The sequence below is a fragment of the Variovorax sp. RTB1 genome, from assembly GCF_035018765.1.
GTDB lineage: Bacteria > Pseudomonadota > Gammaproteobacteria > Burkholderiales > Burkholderiaceae_C > Variovorax.
In genome coordinates this window covers 67,601-88,040 of record NZ_JASJXG010000003.1, presented here as the reverse complement: position 1 = coordinate 88,040, position 20,440 = coordinate 67,601, and the positions used below count along the sequence as shown (strand labels likewise).

Genomic DNA, 20,440 nt, shown 5'->3' with positions numbered 1-20,440 from the left:
GGAGTTAAAAAATGGCCATCGAAATGATCGAAGTCGAAGAATTCAACCAGGGCACGCAGATCAAGGTGATCGGTGTCGGCGGCGGCGGCGGCAACGCGGTCGCCCACATGATGGAGCGCGGCGTTCAGGGTGTGCAGTTCGTCTGCGCCAACACCGACGCGCAGGCGCTTACACGCAGCAACGCGCACAAGATCATCCAGCTCGGCACCAGCGGCCTCGGCGCCGGCAGCAAGCCCGACCGGGGCCGTGAAGCCGCCGAAGCCGCGGTGGACGACATCCGCGCGGCCATCGACGGCGCGCACATGCTCTTCATTACCGCCGGCATGGGCGGCGGCACGGGCACGGGCGCTGCGCCCGTGATCGCGCGCATCGCCAAGGAGATGGGCATCTTGACCGTTGGCGTGGTCACCAAGCCCTTCGACTGGGAAGGCGGTCGCCGCATGACCAACGCCGATGCCGGCCTGGCCGAGCTCGAAGCCAATGTCGATTCGTTGATCGTCGTACTGAACGAAAAGCTGCTCGATGTGCTGGGCGACGACATCACGCAGGACGAAGCTTTCGCGCACGCCAACGACGTGCTGAAGAACGCCGTCGGCGGCATCTCTGAAATCATCAACGAGTACGGCGGCGTCAACGTCGACTTCGAAGACGTGCGCACCGTGATGGGCGAGCCGGGCAAGGCCATGATGGGCACCGCTGCGGCGGCCGGCCCCGACCGTGCGCGCATCGCAGCCGAGCAGGCCGTTGCTTGCCCGTTGCTCGAAGGCATCGACCTGTCGGGCGCCAAGGGCGTGCTGGTTCTGGTGACGGCATCCAAGGGCTCGCTCAAGCTGAACGAATCGAAGCTCGCGATGAACACCATTCGCGCCTACGCCTCGCCTGATGCGCACGTGATCTACGGCGCGGCGTACGACGAAACGCTGGGCGACGAAATGCGCGTGACCGTGGTCGCCACCGGCCTGTCGCGGCAAGACGCGCGCCGTCAGGCGCCGACGCTGGAAGTCATCCGCACCGGCATGGGCACGGGCACCGATGGTCCTTTCAACGTGCCGACGCTGGGCGGCATGGGCCAGACCGGCGCGCACGGCAAGCCCAACTACGAAGGCATGGCAGTGCCGAGCGTGTGGCGCACCAACCGCACCATGGCCGCGGCCAAGGTCGATGCGTTGTCTTCGGGCGGCATGGACGACTTCGAAATCCCCGCTTTCCTCCGCCGCCAGGCGGATTGATGACGGCAAAAGCGGCGTGAGTTCAACGTGACTTCCGCGTGACTATTGCGGACATAGCCAGGCGCACGGCGCGCCTGGCGTCTGGCGCTTCTAAAATCGTCGTCGTGTTGCAACAACGAACGCTCAAGACCATCAGCCGCGCCGTCGGCGTGGGGCTGCACAGCGGACAACGCGTCGAGTTGACGCTGCGGCCGGCGCCGGTCGATACGGGCATCGTCTTCAGACGCACCGATTTGCCAGAGCCCGTAGAGATTCGCATGACGGCCGAAGCGGTGACCGACACGCGGCTGGCCTCGACCATTTCGACTGGGGGCGCCAAGGTGCAAACGGTCGAGCACCTGATGTCGGCCTGTGCCGGGCTGGGCATCGACAATCTTTACATCGACATCACGGCCGACGAGGTACCGATCCTCGACGGTTCGGCGTCGTCTTTCGTTTTTCTACTGCAGAGCGCAGGCATCGAACTGCAGAAGGCGGCGCGCAAGTTCATTCGCGTCACGCGCAAGGTCGAAGTGCGCGAGGGCGAGGGCGCCAACGAGAAGTGGGCGTCGCTCGAACCCTTTCATGGCTACAAGCTCGCCTTCCAGATCGACTTCGATCACCGGGTCGTGAACCTGATGGGTCAGCGCTTCGAGTTCGATCTGGGCAGCGGTTCTTACAGCCGAGACATCGCACGGGCCCGCACCTTCGGCTTCACCAAAGAGGTCGAATACATGCGCAGCAAGGGCTTGGCGCTCGGCGGCGGTCTCGACAACGCCATCGTGATGGACGACACCAAGGTGCTGAACGCTGGCGGTCTCCGCTACGACGACGAACTGGTCAAGCACAAGATCCTCGACGCGATGGGCGACCTTTACATCGTCGGTCATCCGCTGCTGGCGTCTTACACGGCATTTCGTTCAGGCCACGCCATGAACAACAAGCTGCTGCGCGAACTCATCTCCCACAAGGACGCGTGGGAGATCGTGACGTTCGACGACGTGAAGAAGGCCCCGGCCGGCTTCGCGGAAGTCGAACGCGCCTGGTAGGCGACGGGTCGCGACCGGTTTTTCGAGCGCCACGATCGATGCTGCTTTTTCGCTGGGCTATCCTGCTTTTCCTGCTGATGGCGGGCGTGTCCTTTGCGTTCTACGCGGGCACCGGCCAGGTCAAGTACCGCCGCTTCGGCTGGATCGTTTTGAAGTGGACATTGCTCGCTGCGTTCGGCTTCTTCGCCGTGCTGATCGCTGAACGCGTGGCCTGAGCGGCCAACGCGCCATCGCCGTCACTTGATCGTTGCGGTGTCAGCGAGATAGCGGCGGCGCCAGGGTTTGAGCACCAGCAGCGCCAGCAGGGCGGCGATGATGTCGAGCGTGATCGCGGTAGCGAACACCGGATGCCAGCTGCCGGTCTTCTCGTGCATCAGCGCTGCCATCGGGCCGCCGAGGATCGAGCCGATGCCTTGCGAGATGTAAAGCCAACCATAGTTGGCGGTGGCATGCTGCGTGCCGAAGGTATCGGTCAGCGTCGATGGAAAGAGCGAAAAGATCTCGCCCCAGCCGAAGAACACCACACCAGACAGCAGCACGAACAGCACCGCGTTCTCTCGCGTCAGAAGCCAGAGTGTCATGGCCACGGCTTCCAACGCAAAAGCGAAGAACATGGTGTTCTCACGGCCAACGCGATCAGAAATCCAGCCGAAGAAGGGGCGGGTGAGGCCATTGGTGAGGCGGTCGATGGTGAGCGCCAGCGGCAGCGCCGCCAGGCCGAATACCAGCACGCTGGCCACGCCGAAATCGCGCGAGAAGCTGGCCATCTGCGAGGTGACCATCAGGCCCGAAGTCGACATCATGGTCATCATGCAGAACATCAGCCAGAACAATGGATTGCGCAGCATCTGACGCGGCGCGAGGTCGGTGCCCGTGGTCTGCTGGGCGTGCAGAGGTTCAGCACGCTTCAATGCAGGGTCGGGCGAGCGCAGCGCCTGTGAGGCGATCACGCCGACGAGCGCGAACACCAGTCCGAACTGCCAGAGCGTGCTTTCCAGGCCTTTGCCGGCCAGCGCCGAGGCAATCGGAAAGGTCGTCAGGATCGCGCCCATACCGTAGCCCGCAGCCACCATGCCAACCGCGAAGCCGCGGCGGTCCGGAAACCAGCGCACCATCTGGCCGACCACGCCGATGTAGACGATGCCGGTGCCGAGGCCGCCGACCAGACCGTAGGTAAGGTAGAGCATGCCGATGCTGGAGGCCTGCGAGGCCAGCATCCAGCTGAGGCCCGACAGCAGCGTGCCGATAGAGATCAGTCGGCGCGCGCCGAAACGCTCGATCAGCCGACCCTGGAACGGGGCGAAGAATGTCTGCAACACGATCAACATGGAGAAGGTGATCTGAAGTTGCGACAAGGGCACGCCGAGCTTGGTCGACAGCGGCTTGGTAAAGAGCGTCCAGACGTATTGCGGACTGGAGATCGCCATCATGCAGATCAAACCGATCAGCAACTGGAACCAGCGGTTGTGCAGGAGTCCCGTCGCACTGGCAGGCGCCGAGGTATTGGCGAAAGTGGTCATGGTCTTTCTATCGTGGGAGGGAGGAGGCGAAAAGCGTTCCCATGCGGCCACGCTACCGTCGCTGCGCGGGTGGAGTGGGCCGCCGGGTCGAGTGAAAAGCTGCAGCCGCGGCTCTGCCGGTTGACGCCGCTCCGTGCATCAAGCGTGTGGGGTGCCGCAGCCGTGCCACGGCTGCTCCGGGTAGAAGGAAGATGCATTGCGATTGCGTCGCTCGGGTATTGCGTCTGATTTATGAACGCATAAATCTCGAGCAGATGCGGTGCACGATTCATGCCTATTTACGGCATGAGAATTCCCGATAAAAGAACGAGGCGCGGGGCAACGCCGCACCAGCTCCGTGCGTCAGCCGAAGCGCTTGCGTCGCGCCCGCGCGTTCGACATCGCGACCAGGATCAGGCCCAGCACCACGAAGCACACCAGCAGCCCTAACGCATTGAGCAGCGCCTGGCCATAGCCGATGGCCAGCACGTCGATGAACGGATACGGATACGACTGCAGCACCTCGCCTCGCAACAGTGCGTAAGCGAGGTAGCCGACCGGGTACAGGCACCACACCAGCGGCGCCCACCACGGCAGGCGATGGCCCGGAAGCACCAGCAGCCAGTGCAGGAAGAACAGGATCGGCATCACGTAGTGCAGCAGCATGTCTGCGATCCACTGCATGCCTTGCGGCGCCCAGACGTGGCGCAGCAGCAGGTGGTAGACGATGCCGACGACCAGGATGCTGGCGACGGCGCAGCCTTGGACCATGGGCCTCGCCGCGAAGCGTCCGATGGTGGAGTCGGGCGCCACGAGTGGCAGCAGCAGTGCCAGCGCGACGAAGAGATTGGTCAGCACCGTGAAGTAACCGAGGTAGATCACGATGCCCATCAGCGCCGGCTTGCCACTCGCGGCGGTCATGCCGACCGACAGGTTCAGCTGCAACAGCAGGGCGAACCACGCGATGATGCAAAGAGCGAAGCTGGACTGGCGTGCGGTGGGCGTCATGGGTGCGTTGTGTTCGAAGGCCGTGGATCGGCGGTTTGTCTGCTGCTCATCGGCTGCGGCCGGCGCGATATTGGCCGCTGGGCGGTTGCGAACCCGTCGCTTCGGCCAGCCGCGCCAGCGATCGCCCGACGTGGGCGTGCGTGATCGCGATGCCGAGTGCATCGGCCGCATCGCTGCCGGGCAAACCCGGCAAGTTGAGCAAGCGCTTGACCATTTCTTGCACCTGCGTCTTGGCTGCATTGCCATGGCCAGCCACCGCCTGCTTCATCTGCAGCGCGGTGTACTCGGCCACGCTGAGGTTGCAGGTGACCAGCGCCGTGAGGCAGGCACCGCGTGCCTGGCCCAGCAACAGCGTCGACTGCGGATTGACGTTGACGAACACGATCTCGACCGCCGATGCATCGGGCTGGTAGCGCGCCGCGACTTCGCCGATGCCGTCGAAAAGCACCTTGAGACGCGCCGGCAGGTTGGTGCGCTCCAGATGCTTGGTGCTGATGGTGCCGCTCGCGACGTACCTTAGCGCGTGGCCGTCTACATCGACCACGCCGAAGCCTGTGGTCTGCAGGCCGGGGTCGATGCCGAGGATGCGCATGAAAAAACAGTGTCGGGTGCTGCGGCTAGACGCCGAAGTACCAGCGCACCGAATGAAAGAACACAGGCGCCGCGAAGCACAGTGCATCGACGCGGTCGAGCAGCCCGTTGGCGCCGGTCACGCCCATGCCCTTCGGACCCCAGTTGGGAATGCCGCGATCGCGCTTGAGCGCCTTCATGACGAGGTGCCCCATCGACCCGGCGACGCAGGCGATCAACGACATCGCCAGCGCCTGGCCGTAGCCGAACGGCGTGATGAAAGACATCAGCGCGCCGACCACGCTGGCGATCGCCATGCCGACCGCCCAGCTGACCCAGTTGAAGCTCTGGCTCACGTTGGGCGCGAACGGTTCGCGCTGCAGCCAGCGCCACATCTTGGGGCCTGCATCGAGCGGCGAGTAGGCGAAGCGGCGCGCGATCAAGTGCTGCACCACCATGCAGGTCTGCACCACGAACACCAGGAAGAACACGAGGAACGCGCTCTTGCCTTCGAAGCCCGGGAACGACAGCAACAGCAATGCCGGCACGTGGCTCATGCCGTAGACACAGACCGTGATGCCCCACTGCAGCTTGGCGTTGCGTTCGAGAAACTGGTGAGGGTCGTTCGACAGCGCGCTCACCACCGGAATGGCAAGGAACACGTAGACCGGGATGAACACGGTGAAGAGGTCGAAGCGCGCCGTCGCGACCAGAATGAACTGGATCGGCAGCACCACGAAAAACGCCAGGATCAAACTGCGATGGTCTCCGCGCCGCGTCGGCGACAGTGTGATGAACTCTCGCAGCGCCAGGAACGAGATCAGCGCGAAGAGCAGCGTGGCGACGCCTTCCCCAAGCGCCCAGCCGACCCAGAACACGACCACCATGAACCAGGTGGTGCTGAGCAGTTGCTGAAAGACCTTGAGCTCGCGTCGCCACGATTCGCTGTGCATCGCGTTGCGCCGTTCGCGCAGGCTGATCAAAAAGGTGACGGTGCTGACGATGGCTAGCACGCCGAACACCAGGAGGAAGAGGGCAGCGACCTGGTGGGCCGGCGAAAGGTCGCGCAAGAAATGGTTCATCTCGATGGCTGGATCGATGCGGGAGTCAAACGCTGCGCAGCGCGACGACGGCCTCACGCGCGCGATCGAGAAACGGGCGGCGCTCCTCGCCTTCTTCGAGCCGGATGGGCGCGCCGAAGGTGACCGAGCACAGGATCGGCACCGGCACCACTTCGCCCTTGGGCATGACGCGCTGGATGTTGTCGATCCAGGCCGGCACCAACACCACCTCGGGGAACAACTGCGCCAGCGTGAAGAGGCCCGACTTGAACTTTTGCGGTTCGCCGGTATGGCCGCGCGTGCCTTCGGGGAAGATGATGATCGAGTCGCCGCTGGTGAGGGCTTCGATCAGCGGAGCAAGCGGGTCGGCGGCTCCCGGTGCGGGCGAGGCTATCGCATCGGATGCAGTTGCAGTTGCAGTTGCTGCCGATGAAGCCGACGCGTCGGGCTCTGTCGACGGCAATGCAATCAGAGGCAGTTGAACCGCCTTGACTGCGAACGCCGCCGGTGCCGGTGGCGGCACCTGGATCATGAACGGCTCTATCGGGTCCATCGAGGGTTCGATGCGCGCGGTCGGTATGAGGGTTGGAACGGCAGGCTTGGTGGATGCCGATGCGGCCGGCGCAGAAGGCACTAACGGTGCTCCGCCGCGCTCCACGTACACCGCGTTGAACACCTCGGTCGTGATCCAGCGCTTGAACGGTGTGTTGGCCCAATAGTCGCGCGCCGCAATGGGCCGCGTGATACTGCGCAGCTCTTCGGGCAGGGCCGCCCAGATCATCACGAGGTCGGCATGGCTTTGGTGGTTGGCAAAGTAGATGCGCTGTTCGGCCTTGGGCGGGCATCCGTACCAGCGTGCCTGTGCCCCGGTCAATAACCGCACCACTCCCAACAACAACCAACCCGTCAACTTCGCCAGCATGGGCGCGATGATAAGGGGGCGGTACCGTTCAGGGCACGTCGGCCGACGGCATGCGCGCGACGATCGTCGCAGCGCGGCCGCTGATGTAGGCCGAGCCGGGTCGACGCTCGAAGAACTTCGGGCTCGGCAGCATCACCGCCAGCCGTGCGGCCTCGGTGGCGCTGAGGCGCGACGCGGACTTGCTGAAGTAGCGCTGCGATGCCGCTTCAGCGCCGAACACGCCTTCGCCCCATTCGACGCTGTTCAGGTACAGCTCCAGGATGCGCTGCTTGCTCAAGAGCGTTTCCAGCACCGTCGCGAGCATCAGCTCCTGACCCTTGCGCAGGAGGGTGCGTTCGCCCGACAGAAAGAGGTTCTTGGCAAGCTGCTGAGTGATGGTCGAGCCACCGCGCAGCTTGGCCGTTTGCGGCGACTTGCCGCGCGCGATGGCGGCGGCGGCGCGCCGTGCCGCAATCTCTTCAGCCTTGGCGTTGCGCTGGCGGGCTCGTTCGATGGCTTCCCATTCGACGCCCTGGTGGTAGATGAACTCACCGTCTTCGCTGGCAATGACCGCGCGCTTGAGCGTGTCGGAAATCTGCGCGTACGGCACCCAGCGTTGCTGCCAGGCGCGGTCGCCGGCGCGGCTTCCGCTCGCGTCCCCGTTGCTGCGTCCGCGTGTCGCAATCTGCCAGGCTTCGGAGCGCTGGAAAGCTGTCGACTGTGGATCGATCACGGCCATCAACGCGATGCGCGCGACAAAAAACAACTGCAGCGCGATGGCCGCGACGATGAGGCACATGAGCCAGGTGAAGAAAGCGCGCATTGGTTGAGCTGCTCACCCAACCAGCGCACGCAATTCAGCGAGCACTTGCGCTGCCGGCGGCCGCACGCCACGCCATATCTCGAAGGCCTCGGCCGCCTGTTCGACCAGCATGCCGAGGCCGTCTCGCGGCACCGCACCGTGTGCGCGCGCCCATGCCATGAAGCCGGCGGCCGAGGGCCCGTACATCATGTCGACGGCCAAGGTGCCGCGCTTCAATACGCTGGCCGCAACGGGCACCTCGCCACCCGCCAGGCTAGACGCCGTGGCGTTGACGACGACGTCGAAAGCGCCCTCGATGGTGTGCAGCGCTTGCGCTTCGAGGCTCGCGTGATGCTGGAGCGCCAACACTGCATGCCGCTGGACCAGCACGATGGCTTTGGCCAGCGTGCGGTTGGCGACGACGACGCGGCGCGCACCGGCTTCGAGGATCGGGCCGAGCACGCCGGCCGAGCCGCCACCGGCGCCGATCAGCAGCACGTCGCAACCTGCGAGCGCCACGTCGGCGTTGCGTTGAATGTCGTTCACCAGGCCGATGCCGTCGGTGTTGTCGCCATGCATGCCATCCTTGCGAAAGCTCAACACATTGACCGCTTGCGCCAACGTGGCGCGCGGCGTCACATGCTGCGCGAGTCGCGCCGAGTCGAACTTGAACGGCACGGTGATGTTGCAGCCACGTGCTGTGCCGGAAGTGTCGGCACGAAACGCCGACACCGCTGCATCGAAACCGTCCATCGGCACCAGCCGGCGCTCATAGCGCAAGGCCTGGCCAGTGAGTTCCGCAAAGCGCGCATGAATCCACGGCGAGCGGCTGTGCTCGATCGGGTTGCCCATCACGCAGTACAGGTCCATGGTGGTTTCGGGCGGCCTGGCTCGATGCGATTACTTGGACGACAGCTCGGTCGTCTCGTCGCGCGTGAACTTGAAGCGCGACGGCAACGCGATCTGGTCGGTCTGCTTGCGCATCGCGTCGGTAAAGCGGCCGAAGTTGCCGATGCTTCGCACGATGGCCTGCGCACGCCGATCGAGCAACGCGTTGCCCGAGCTCTCGACGATCTCGGTGCTCACGATGCTTCCGTCGAAGTTGACGGTAACCAGCATCGTCAGCTGGCCGTACATCTTCTTGCCGGCCGCTTCGGGGAAGTTCTCGGTGCCGCGCTGCTCGATTTGGCGTCGCAGTGCGTCGACGTACGCGGCGTACGCGGCCTCTCGGGTGGCCGGGCTGATGTAGCGCTTCTTGGGTCGCGCGTTTTCTTCGTTGACCCGGCGCTCGATCTCGGCCAGCAGGTTGACCAACTGCTTGCGCTTCTCTTCGCGCGCCGCGGCCTCGCTCGGGTTGCCGCTGTGGCGCGGATCGGGCAGCGGCATGGCAGCCAGCTGCTGCTTGATCTGGGTGAGCAGCATCATCTGCTGCGCCTGCATGGCCTCGACGTCGCGCTGCGCATCTTCGGTGGCGTCGCCGATGGCGCGGAACTCGCTCGGCGGCAACGGGCTGGTGGCACGCCCTTTTTCGAGGTCGCCGCCGCCAGCCAGCGACGCTTGCGCAATCGCCGTGGCTTTGTCGGGCTTCTCGTTGCTGCGCGCATTGACCAAAATCACTTCGAGAGGCGTCTCGCTGAAGACGCGATTGAAGGCTTCAGGGTCGACAAACCGCACGGTGAGCAGTACAGCGTGCGCCAGGACCGAAAGCCCCAGCGCGATCTGCAGCGTGCTCAGGTCCTTGAGGTTCATTTCGCTGCGCTCATGCTCATGCGGGTGCGTTCTCCGCTGCCTTTTCTGGTGCTGCCTCGCCGTCGCTCATGTCGACCGCGATGGCGATCGGGCCGGCTACTTCGTCGTCCTCTTCGCCCGATTCTTCTTCCATGTCAGCCGCCACCACATCGAGCCGCTCGAGCACGGTGCCGTTCACGTCGAGGGCGATCTCGTCGATCTCGCCGAGCTTGACGCGCAGGTGCGCACCGCGTTCCTGCTGGCCGGCCACCGGAAAGACCAGCGGCAGCGAATCGGCCCGAACCAGGGCGCCGTTCTGGATGTCCTTGACGACGGTCACGGTCAGCTCGGTGATGCCTTGCTGCTGCAGATACTTGAGCGTCCAGAAGCGCTCCATGCCGCCCTGGTAGCCGTTGTAGGTCGCATAGGCGGCGTCGAAGCCCGACAGGATCGAGAACAGGTCGGCGTCCTTCGGCTTGAAGGGCGCAGCCAGCGCGGCTGTCTTGCCGTGGCGTGCGGCCGCGATGATCTGCCACTGGTTCACCAGGTCGGTGTAGCGGCGCAGTGGCGAGGTGCTCCATGCATAGCTCTTCACGCCCAGGCCGGCGTGCGGCAGCGAGCGCGTGCCCATCCGCACCTTGATGCCCGGCGCCATGCTGGCCTGGCTGCGGTACAGGCCCGGCACGCCGAGTTCGCCCAGCCAGGCGCCCCAGGTGCTGTTGGCCAGGATCATCGCTTCCGACACGATCAGGTCGAGCGGCGCGCCGCGTTGCCGCGTAGTGATCGTCACCTGCTCGCTGCCTTGCGGCTCGCCATCGTTTCCGATCAGACGGAAGTTGTAGTCGGGCCGGTTGAAGTTCTCGGGCTTGCCACGAACCACTTCGCGCTGCGCTTTCAGGTGCTTCGCCAGGCGGAACAGTACCGACAACGGACCGCGTAAACGTGCAGCAGCCTCTGGGGTGTCCGGGCTGACGGACGACGCGTCTTCGAGCCACGGCTGCGTGACCACCGTGTCGAGTTGATCGTGCCGCAGGTTGGCGACGATCGGCACGCGTTCCAGCTTGGTCTCGGTGCTTCGCAATTCCAGCGTGGCTTCGTCGAAGGTGGCGTAGAGCGACACGGCCGGCCGGTTGCTGCCTTCGAGCAGCGTGTACGCATCGACCACCGCATCGGGCAGCATCGTGATCTTGTAGCCCGGCATGTACACCGTCGACATGCGGTTGCGCGCCACCAGGTCGATGGCTCCGCCCGGCACCAGCGCCAGGCCGGGGGCGGCGATGTGCACGCCGACAACGAGGGTGCCACTGCCGATGCCCTGCACTGAGAGCGCATCGTCGATTTCGGTCGTCTGCGAATCGTCGATCGAAAAGGCTTCGACCGTGGCCACCGGCAAGTCGTCGACGATGGCCGGTGCCTGCAGCGCCGGGAAGCCCGTGCCTTTGGGGAAGTTCTCGAAGAGGAACCGGCGCCAGTGAAACTGGTATGGCGAATCGATGGCGCCCGCGCGTTCCAGCAGGTCGAGCGGCGCCAGTTGCGCGGCACGCGAAGCGTCGACCACGGCTTTGTACTCGGACGCGTTCTTGTCGGGCTTGAAGAGGATCTTGTAGAGCTGCTCGCGCACAGGCTGCGGGCATTCGCCGGCCACCAGCTGCGCCGCCCATTCGGCGATCTGCGCTAGCACCAGCTTCTTCTTTTCGATGCCGGCCAGGGCGGCCTGAACGATGTCGGCTGGCGCTTTCTTGAAGCGGCCCTTGCCGGCGCGGCGGAAGTAGTGCGGTGCATCGAACAGCGCGAACAGCGCGGCACCCTGCTGCGCCAGCGTCGGCTTGTCGCTGAAGTAGTCGGACGCCAGGTCGGGAAAACCGAACTCGCCTTCGGACGCGAATTCCCAGGCCAGGTCGAGGTCCATGGTGGCGGCCAGCGTGCGAGCCTCGGCGATCAGCTCGGCCGGCGACGGTTTCTCGAAGCGCAGCACGATGGCCGCGCTCTTGACCTTGAGTCGCTTGCCGGTGTCGAGCTCGACCTGCGCCGACGCTTCGGCCTCCGACAGCACGCGGCCGCTGAGGTACTTGCCGGCTTCTTCAAACAATACAAACATGGCGCAATTATCAACGCCGTCCGGGGCCGCCTGGCACCGGATATGCGCTGCGCCCCGGCCTAGATTGGATCGACGAAGCGCATGACTTCGTCCAGGTGGGCCCCGGCGAAATTCGACAGCGCGTGGTCGCTGCCTTCGATCAGCTCGATGCGGCTGCCGGGATAACGCGCGGACATTTCGCGCCAGTCGAGCACTTCATCGCCTTTGGCGACGATCGCCAGCGCGCGTTCCGGCCGGATCAGCATGCCGACTTCGAGCGCGCGCAGTTCGTCGATGTAGTCGGGCTTGAAATAGAAGTGCTCGGACGGATCGTGCCAGCCGGTCTGCTCGCCGATATAGCGGGAGAGGTCGCGCGCTGGATGCACCGCCGGGTTCAGCAGAACGACTTTGCAATCGGTCATGCCCGCGACGTAGGTCGCGTAGAAGCCGCCGAGCGACGAACCGATGACGGCCATGGATTCGCGCGGCCAGTCAGCGATGCTTTTCATGACCACGTCCATCGCATCGTGCGGCGACGGCGGCAATTGCGGCGCCCAAAAGTGCATTTTGGGATGGCCTTCTGCCACTCGTTGCGCCACCAGCCGTGCCTTGGCCGACTGCGGCGAGGAGCGGAAGCCGTGGAGGTAGAGAAGATGGGTCGTCGGCATCAGGCGCATGAGGTGATTCGCAGGTCGATTCTGTCAATAAAAAAGCCCCGCAAGTGCGGGGCTTGGGGCTCCAAGCGGTTCGCTTATTGAAGCTTGTAAAGAGCAAGCTTCTTGCTCACCTCGACTTGCCGTGAATTGCGGGCCCACAGCTCGAGCAGGTTGAACGAGCTGCCGTTCGCATACTGGCTGGTGAGCGTGGGGTCGCAATGCTGGTCCGCGCTGCCTTGGCTGGAGCAATAGATGATGGCCTTGCGTTGCGTGCTGGAGAGGCTCGTGCTGTCGTTGAAAGACGCACTGCCGGGGCCGGCGACGCGCCCGATCACGCTGAACGATGTGGGTGCCAGCGCACCCGCTGGCAGCATCCAGGCGTCGAGGTTCCCTTCGCTGCTGAAGTCGATGATGTTCGGGTCGCCCACGCTCGGGACGCCAAACGTGTAGCGACCCGCGGCGCTCGTTCCGGCGATCAGCTCCGCCTTTTGAACAGGCGTCGCCTGGACGAACGCGAGCTGCCGGATTTCGCCGATGGTTTGCGCACGCGATACGGTGCGGTAGGTCTGGATCACGGATGGACCGCTGGTCGGGAAGAACTCCAGCTGCCAGACGCTCTGGTTCTGTATCGCGCTGATTTGTGCTTCGGTGTAGCTGGGCGATACGAAGTAAATCCCTGTCTCTGCGGCGCTTACGGAAGCGGAATTGGCCTTGTTCTGGAACTCGCCACCCAGACGGACGATGCTGCTCGAGATGACCTGGCCCGCCGTGTTCGTGCCGTCCTTGCTCAATGCCAGGAAAGAAAGCCCCGACTGCGGATAGAACACGATCTTCGTCGCGCTGAACGGCGAAGTGACCGCGACCTTGTTGAAGATCGACGAACCGGAAACGGTCTTGTTGTCGATGGAGACGTTGTATCCCGTGGTGTACGAACTGAAGTTGGGCGAATTGACCAGTTCGCGGTCTTCAGAATAAGGACGCACCGAGGCGCGATAGGCGTAGTTGTTGCCGACCAGTTTGAGCGTGCCATCGATGTTGCGCGCAATGATCGTGTCGTTGTCCGTGCCGCCGAAGCGGTCGACCGTACGGTAGCTCAGCACGAAGTCCCCGCTGCTGCGCACGAACTCGAAATTGCCCCGATCGAACGTCACTCCGGTGGCGCCCTGGCGAAAGATCCCGGTGAACGAGCCGTTGTTGCCGGCGTCCCTGCCGACGCGGTACCCGTTGTTATAGAACGTGGACGGGTCGTCGCCGAGGAACAGCGTTTTGCAGGCCGACGCGATCACGTTGACATCCGTCCCGGTGGCGTTGGTCGTGTCGTTGACCGTGCCGCCGCCCTGCGCGAAGGCACCGGAGCCGCCGACACGTTGCGTGAGCGGCAGGGCGTAGCAGGAGGTCATGCGACCAAACAGCGCGGCGACAACTGCCGGCGGCGGCGTGCTGGCGACGGCAGCTGCAGCGATAGGTGGCAAGGTCGGCGTGACCGCCGTGTCGGCGGTGTTGAAAGCGATCGAAATCGGTGCTGCACCGTCGGACGTCGGAATCGTCTTGACGGTGATCTCGATGTTGGCGGAGCTGCCGTTGGGCAGCACGCTGACCGATATGGTGTCGAGCAACTTGTCCTGGCCGGTGCCGTCGGCGGTGAAGCCACCCGCCATGACGTCAATGGCGCTCTGGCCCAATGCATCGAGCAGTGGCTTGAGCGCGGCCACGAGTTCGGCGACCTGCGTCTGAATCGTGGCGGCGGTCACGCTGGACGGATCGGTCTGGATCGCGCCCGCGAGGCTGGCCGGATTGCCGTCCGGCGACAGCTGCGCAACAACAATGGTGGTGAGCGGCGTGACGTTCGCAATGCCACCGGCGGCGCTCGGCGTGGTGCTGTAGAAACTTTTGTCGTCGCGGCTGGCTTTGATGACCAGCGGTGCCACGGTGGTAGCGGGCAGGGTGCAACGGAAGGCGCCGGCGGCATCCGTCGTGGTGCTGCAAACCGTGGTGCCGGTCTGGTCGGTCACGGTCACGGCGGCGCCGGCAAAGGCCGCGCCGGTGGCGGCGACCCCGTCTAGCTTGGCGAGCGATGCCTGCGTGCTCGGCTCTACGACTGCGGCCGGTGCAGGCGTGGCGGCTGCGGTTGTCGTAGACCCGGTCGCCGGAATTGCAAAGCCTCCGCCACTGCTGCCACCGCCGCCGCAGGCAGTCAGTGTGAGGAGCACGGCAGCTGTCAGGCCGGCCTTGGTTTTCGGGGTGTGGGGTTGCATGGAATCTCCGAATGTACGAGTGATTAACGAAGCGTTACAGGGGTGCGGCGCCAGTCTGGTGTGCTGCGCCTTGGTTGCCCATCCCATGAATCGGGTAGTAGGGCGATGCGACTCACTCTTTCCGGGCTTTATGCTCGGAACATGACAAGAGAGGAAAGCGGGCGGGGCACGGAACCCAGTTGGACCGTCTACGTGGTGGAAGACGATGCGCGCGCCCGCGGTTTTTTCGAGAACAGCGTGCGTCGCAGCGAGCACCTGCGATTGCTCGGTTCAGCAGGCACGGTCGCCGAAGCCGTTGCATGGATGCAACGGACCTCGGAGCCTCCTGACGTGGTGCTGGTTGACCTCGGGTTGCCGGATGGAAGCGGGCTCGAAGTGATCCGTATCGCGGTGGCGCTGTTCGCCGCGTGCGATCCGCTGGTCGTTTCAGTATTCGGCGACGAAGACAACGTGTTGTCGAGCATCGAGGCCGGTGCGGTCGGCTACATCCACAAGGACGCTGCGCCTGAAGACATTGCGCAGACCATCGTGGAGATGAAGGCCGGCGCATCGCCCATTTCCCCAATGATCGCCCGGCGCGTGCTGGAAAAATACCGCCTGCTGCATTCGGGGATGCCGGTGAAAGGCTTGCGCGATGGAGTGCCCGTCCTGGCCGAGGCCGTTGTGCGCCAACTGCTGTCGAGCCGCGAGCAGGAGGTGCTGACGCTCGTCGCGCGGGGGTTTTCATATGCCGAGATTGCGCGACTGAAGGTGCTGAGCGTGCACACGGTGCAAACGCACATCAAGAACCTGTACGGCAAGCTCGCGGTGCACTCCAAGAACGAGGCGGTGTTCGAAGCGACCCGGCTTGGACTCCTGCCGCATCCGCGCTGAACCAGTGAAGCGCGGCGCGTGGTTCTTCGCCGTGCGACGGATCGCCTTGCTGGCTGTCATGTGCGCAGCGTGCGCCTCGGCGATGGCTTCTGCCGCGTCCGCAGACGAAGTGGACCCCATCGAACTGCGCGCCGGCCGGGTGGCGACGAGTGTCGATGGCGTGACCCAGGAAGGTGCCGTCACGCTCCCCTACAACTGGGATCGACAACACGGGGGCAAAGCTGGATTCGCCTCTTTCGAGCTGCCCTTCAAGCTCGATGACGAACCCGAAACACCCTGGGGAATTTTTATTCCGCGCACCGGGAACGTCTTCGACGTGTGGCTCAACGGCGCCTTGTTGCAGGTGTACGGTGACGTCGATCGCGGCAATGGCGCCGACTATGCCAAGGCACCCGTCTACCTGCCCGTGCCGGGTCGGTTGCTGCATGCTGGAGACAACTTGCTGCAGGTGCGCATTCGTGCCGACAGCGGGCGGCGTGGCGGCTTGTCGCCGGTCACGCTCGGCCCGGCTGCGGAGCTGCGGACCCAACTTTTCGAGGCCGCCTATGCGTGGCGCTTTACCGGCTCGGTGCTGCTCACTGCATTCAGTCTCATCCTCGGCGGCATCGCTCTGTCGCTCTGGCTGACGCAGGTCGACACCAGTGCTGGCGCGCGCGAACGCCGCGAGGGTATCTATCTTTGGGCGGCGCTGGCCGAGTTCTGCTGGGCCCTCCGGGTGGCCGACGGCGTGATCGCCGAACCTCCGTTGTCCTGGGGACCGTGGGGCGTGCTGATGGCGATGTGCTACGCCGGCTGGATTGCTTCGGCCATGATGTTCTGCTATCACGTGGCCGGCTGGGACACGCGTCCGGGCATGCGCTGGATTCGCTGGCCGATGGTGGTCATCGTGTTCGGCACGCTGGTGTCGTCTTGCCTGTCCATGGCCGTCGACGAGCCGCAGTGGCTGACCCGGTGGTTGGCCATCGAGATCGGGATACTGGTGGTCTTCGTCGGGGGCTTCGCCGTCGCCGCCGTGCGCAAGCCCGACGTCGGGCGGCTGCTAGTGATGGCCGCCGCGGTGGTTTCGATCGCCTTCGGCACGCGCGACTGGTTGGTGATCCGGATCAGCGATTCCTATGGTGGTACGACCTGGGTTCGCTATTCGTCGGTGTTCTTCGGCATCGCGCTGCTGCTGATCGTGCTGCGACGATTTCGGGCCGCGAGCGCCCAGGCGCGCGGCTGGGTGACGACGCTGGCGGCGCGCGTGGCCGAGCGGGAACAGGAACTCGAGTCGACGTACGGCAAGCTAGAAAAGGTGGCGCGGGAACAGGCGCGCACCCACGAGCGCGAGCGCATCTTGCGGGACATGCATGACGGCGTCGGCTCGCACATCAGCGCCGCGATCCGTCAGCTGCAGTCGGGGCAGGCGAGCGATGCCGACGTACTGCGCACCCTGCGCGATTCGCTCGACCAGCTCAAGTTGTCGATCGACTCGATCCATCTGCCGCCCGGCGATGTCGGCGCGCTGCTGGCAGGCATGCGCTACCGCATGACGCCACGCTTCACTGCATCGGGCATCGCGCTCGAATGGGCGGTCGACGACGTGACGCCGGTGGCCGCGCTCGATGGGCAGGCGATGCGGCAGGTTCAGCTTTTGTTGTTCGAGGCGATCTCCAATGTGCTGCAGCATTCGGGCGCCAGCGTGTTGCGACTCGAAGCGGCGATGCACGGCGCCGTACTCCGCTTGCGGGTGATCGACAACGGCTGTGGCTTCGACGCACTGCAGGTGCCGCGGTCGCTCGGCCAGCGCGCAGGGGCCCTCGGTGTGGTGCTGTCGCTGGAAAGCCGACCGGGGCGCACTGTCGTCTCGCTTGAATTCATCGGTTAGGGGCCGGTGGTGCCCGGCAGGCGCGGATAATCCGCGGCCATGTCAGCCGTGTTCAACCAGCCCTCGTTCGCGCGCCGCATCGCGCCTATTTTTCAAGGCTTCGACGGTTTTCTGGCCTTTGCCGTGTTTTTGCTCGCGTGCGCTGGACTGCTGACGATGTATTCGTCGGGCTACGACCATGGGTCCCGCTTCATGGACCACGGTCGCAACATGATCCTGGCCGGCTTCATCATGTTCGTGGTGGCGCAAATTCCGCCGCAACGGCTCATGAGCTGCGCGGTGCCGCTCTACACCCTGGGCGTTGCGCTGCTCATTGCGGTGGCGGTATTCGGGCTGACCAAGAAGGGCGCCAAGCGCTGGCTCAATGTCGGCTTCGTGATACAGCCGAGCGAGATTCTGAAGATCGCCATGCCGTTGATGCTGGCCTGGTGGTTCCAGCGGCGCGAAGGTCAGTTGCGACCGCTCGATTTCGCGGTGGCGACCATCCTCCTGGTGGTGCCTGTCGGCCTTATCGTGAAGCAACCCGACCTGGGCACCGCGTTGCTGGTGCTGTCGGCCGGGCTGTCGGTGATTTTCTTCGCGGGCCTGTCCTGGAAATTGATATTGCCGCCGTTCCTCATCGGGCTCGTCGCCGTGGCCCTGATCGTCGGCTACGAGTCGACGCTGTGCGCCGACGGCTTCGACTGGCGCGTGCTGCACGACTACCAGAAGCAGCGTATCTGCACGCTGCTCGATCCGGGCAAAGACCCGCTCGGCAAAGGCTTTCACATCATCCAGGGAATGATCGCGATCGGCGCAGGTGGCGTCGGCGGCAAGGGTTTTATGCAGGGCACTCAGACGCACCTGGAGTTCATCCCCGAGCGCACCACCGACTTCATCTTTGCCGCGTACTCTGAGGAATTCGGGCTGGCCGGCAACCTGTTTTTGATCGCATCCTTCATCTTCCTGATTTTCCGCGGCCTCGCGATTGCATCGGACGCACCCACCCTGTTTTCGCGATTGCTTGCAGGCGCCATCACGCTCATCTTTTTCACTTACGCCTTCGTCAACATGGGCATGGTCAGCGGCATCCTGCCCGTCGTCGGCGTCCCGCTCCCTTTCATCAGCTATGGCGGCACCGCCATGGTCACGCTTGGCCTCGGCCTGGGCATCCTGATGTCGATTTCGCGCGCCAAACGCTTGATGCAGACCTGACCGCGCCGTAGGGCGGCGGTCTGTGGGTGAGATGCCGTGAAACCGGCTCTGCCGCGCGACTGGCATCGCCTTCGGTAGGGCGCGAGGCAAGTACTCCGCGGTAGAGGGAGGGCGAAGCGACACGAAGTGCGCACCGCCCCTGGGGGCGAGCAATAATGTCCGATGATCTCTCGCGAACCCACCATCGAGCGCCTTGCCACGGCGCAATCGTTGCTTCTCACGCCCTTCGGTCTCGACGAATCGCACCTGACCAAAGCGCTCGGCGAAATCACCTCTTACGGTGTCGACGACGCCGATCTCTACTTTCAGTACACCCGCAGCGAAGGTTGGAGCCTGGAAGAAGGCATCGTCAAGACCGGCAGCTTCAGCATCGACCAGGGCGTCGGCGTGCGAGCAGTCAGCGGTGAAAAAACCGCGTTCGCGTACTCGGACGACATTTCAGAAGCGTCGCTGCTCGACGCGGCGCGCACCGTGCGTTCGATCTCAGCCTCGGGCCGTACGGGTCGCGCCAAGACGCCTTCCCGCAAGGTCGCATCGAGCCGCTCGCTCTACGCTGGCGTCGACCCGATCTCCACGCTCGACAGCGCGACGAAGGTGGCCTTGCTCGGCAAAGTCGAAAAGCTGGCGCGCTCGCGCGATCCGCGCATTGCGCAGGTCATGGCCGGACTCGCAAGCGAATACGACGTAGTGCTTGTGGCACGCGCCGACGGCACGCTGGCGGCCGATGTGCGCCCACTGGTGCGTCTCTCTGTGACTGTGATCGCGGAGCAGAACGGCCGCCGCGAAATCGGCTCCGGCGGCGGTGGCGGGCGCTTCGGGCTCGCTTACTTCGACGACGAACACATCGCCGAATATGTCGACCAAGCCGTCAAGGCGGCGCTCACCAATCTCGAAGCTCGGCCCGCACCGGCCGGTGAAATGACCGTCGTGCTCGGCCCGGGCTGGCCCGGCATCCTGCTGCACGAGGCCATTGGCCACGGGCTCGAAGGCGACTTCAACCGCAAGGGATCGAGCGCGTTCTCGGGCCGCATCGGCGAGCGCGTGGCGGCCAAGGGTGTGACCGTGCTCGACGACGGCACCATCGCCGATCGCCGCGGCTCGCTCAATGTCGACGACGAAGGCAACGCCAGCCAGCGCAACGTGCTGATCGAAGACGGCATCCTGAAGGGTTACATCCAGGATTCGATGAACGCGCGCCTGATGAAGGTCAAGCCCACCGGCAACGGCCGCCGCGAAAGCTACGCGCATGTGCCGATGCCGCGCATGACCAACACCTACATGCTTGGCGGCGACAAGGACCCGAAGGAGATCGTTGCCAGCATCAAGAAGGGTCTGTACGCCACCAACTTCGGCGGCGGCCAGGTCGACATCACTAGCGGCAAGTTCGTCTTTTCGGCGAGCGAGGCTTACTGGGTCGAGAACGGCAAGATCCAGTACCCGGTGAAGGGCGCGACCATCGTGGGCAACGGCCCTGACGCACTCACACGCGTCACGATGATCGGCGATGACATGGCGCTGGACTCGGGTGTCGGCACCTGCGGCAAGGAAGGCCAGAGCGTGCCGGTCGGCGTCGGCCAGCCGACGTTGCGCATCGATGGGCTCACGGTCGGTGGCACGGCCTGACGCGCCAGCGTCGCGTCGTTCTGAAAAACCCTGTGCTACATTGCGGCTCCATGTCTTTGCGCGCCGTAT

The 20,440-nt window shown here is 64.6% G+C and carries 18 protein-coding genes; 7 read left to right on the top strand and 11 right to left on the bottom strand.

The genetic code is table 11. The annotated features are described in order from the left end of the window. The first annotated feature begins 11 nt into the window (after window positions 1–11). The 3 genes from ftsZ to QN397_RS03010 all read left to right on the top strand — a co-directional run bounded on the left by ftsZ (window position 12) and on the right by QN397_RS03010 (window position 2,472). The gene (gene ftsZ, locus QN397_RS03020; protein ID WP_187054357.1) at window positions 12–1,229 is read left to right on the top strand and encodes a cell division protein FtsZ; all 1,218 of its coding nucleotides are present in this window, start codon (window positions 12–14) and stop codon (window positions 1,227–1,229) included. A 104-nt stretch (window positions 1,230–1,333) separates the two neighbouring features. Continuing rightward, entirely contained in the window at window positions 1,334–2,257 is a 924-nt protein-coding gene (gene lpxC / locus QN397_RS03015; protein WP_187054358.1) for a UDP-3-O-acyl-N-acetylglucosamine deacetylase, read from the top strand. Window positions 2,258–2,295: 38 nt separating this feature from the next. Continuing rightward, window positions 2,296–2,472: a hypothetical protein gene (locus QN397_RS03010; RefSeq protein WP_187054359.1), complete on the top strand. Its 177-nt coding sequence runs from the start codon at window positions 2,296–2,298 to the stop codon at window positions 2,470–2,472. Window positions 2,473–2,493: 21 nt separating this feature from the next. Here the strand turns inward: QN397_RS03010 and oxlT are convergent, their stop codons facing one another. The 11 genes from oxlT to QN397_RS02955 form a co-directional block, all read right to left on the bottom strand. After that, complete coding sequence (oxlT, locus tag QN397_RS03005) at window positions 2,494–3,777, bottom strand: oxalate/formate MFS antiporter (RefSeq protein ID WP_323500042.1); 1,284 nt, start codon at window positions 3,775–3,777, stop codon at window positions 2,494–2,496. A 342-nt stretch (window positions 3,778–4,119) separates the two neighbouring features. After that, window positions 4,120–4,764, bottom strand: a complete 645-nt coding sequence (locus QN397_RS03000) for a Pr6Pr family membrane protein (protein ID WP_323500041.1) — start codon at window positions 4,762–4,764, stop codon at window positions 4,120–4,122. Window positions 4,765–4,810: 46 nt separating this feature from the next. Beyond that, window positions 4,811–5,356 (bottom strand): crossover junction endodeoxyribonuclease RuvC, encoded by a 546-nt coding sequence (ruvC, locus tag QN397_RS02995; RefSeq protein ID WP_323500040.1) that lies wholly within the window; start codon window positions 5,354–5,356, stop codon window positions 4,811–4,813. A gap of 25 nt (window positions 5,357–5,381) precedes the next feature. Next, window positions 5,382–6,416 (bottom strand): phosphatidate cytidylyltransferase, encoded by a 1,035-nt coding sequence (locus QN397_RS02990; protein WP_323494858.1) that lies wholly within the window; start codon window positions 6,414–6,416, stop codon window positions 5,382–5,384. 25 nt (window positions 6,417–6,441) lie between these two features. Beyond that, complete coding sequence (locus tag QN397_RS02985) at window positions 6,442–7,317, bottom strand: lysophospholipid acyltransferase family protein (protein ID WP_323494857.1); 876 nt, start codon at window positions 7,315–7,317, stop codon at window positions 6,442–6,444. Window positions 7,318–7,345: 28 nt separating this feature from the next. Then, complete coding sequence (locus QN397_RS02980; RefSeq protein WP_323494856.1) at window positions 7,346–8,119, bottom strand: transglycosylase domain-containing protein; 774 nt, start codon at window positions 8,117–8,119, stop codon at window positions 7,346–7,348. A 12-nt stretch (window positions 8,120–8,131) separates the two neighbouring features. After that, a complete protein-coding gene (aroE, locus tag QN397_RS02975) occupies window positions 8,132–8,968 on the bottom strand; it encodes a shikimate dehydrogenase (RefSeq protein ID WP_323494855.1) in 837 nt (278 codons plus the stop codon). Between the two features lie 30 nt (window positions 8,969–8,998). Then, complete coding sequence (locus tag QN397_RS02970; protein ID WP_323494854.1) at window positions 8,999–9,847, bottom strand: TonB family protein; 849 nt, start codon at window positions 9,845–9,847, stop codon at window positions 8,999–9,001. 16 nt (window positions 9,848–9,863) lie between these two features. Next, a complete protein-coding gene (locus QN397_RS02965; protein ID WP_323494853.1) occupies window positions 9,864–11,924 on the bottom strand; it encodes a ribonuclease catalytic domain-containing protein in 2,061 nt (686 codons plus the stop codon). 59 nt (window positions 11,925–11,983) lie between these two features. Further along, window positions 11,984–12,571: a YqiA/YcfP family alpha/beta fold hydrolase gene (locus QN397_RS02960; protein WP_323495012.1), complete on the bottom strand. Its 588-nt coding sequence runs from the start codon at window positions 12,569–12,571 to the stop codon at window positions 11,984–11,986. 83 nt (window positions 12,572–12,654) lie between these two features. Continuing rightward, on the bottom strand, window positions 12,655–14,814 hold the full coding sequence (locus tag QN397_RS02955; RefSeq protein ID WP_323494852.1) for an Ig-like domain-containing protein: 2,160 nt from the start codon (window positions 14,812–14,814) through the stop codon (window positions 12,655–12,657). Between the two features lie 141 nt (window positions 14,815–14,955). On the opposite strand from QN397_RS02955, the gene QN397_RS02950 reads away from it, so the two are divergent. From QN397_RS02950 to tldD, 4 genes are all read left to right on the top strand, one after another. Then, a complete protein-coding gene (locus QN397_RS02950; RefSeq protein WP_323494851.1) occupies window positions 14,956–15,687 on the top strand; it encodes a response regulator transcription factor in 732 nt (243 codons plus the stop codon). 4 nt (window positions 15,688–15,691) lie between these two features. After that, entirely contained in the window at window positions 15,692–17,554 is a 1,863-nt protein-coding gene (locus QN397_RS02945) for a histidine kinase (RefSeq protein WP_323494850.1), read from the top strand. Between the two features lie 39 nt (window positions 17,555–17,593). Next, a complete protein-coding gene (rodA, locus tag QN397_RS02940; protein WP_187054370.1) occupies window positions 17,594–18,748 on the top strand; it encodes a rod shape-determining protein RodA in 1,155 nt (384 codons plus the stop codon). 162 nt (window positions 18,749–18,910) lie between these two features. Next, the gene (gene tldD, locus QN397_RS02935) at window positions 18,911–20,371 is read left to right on the top strand and encodes a metalloprotease TldD (RefSeq protein WP_187054371.1); all 1,461 of its coding nucleotides are present in this window, start codon (window positions 18,911–18,913) and stop codon (window positions 20,369–20,371) included. Window positions 20,372–20,440 lie beyond the last annotated feature (69 nt).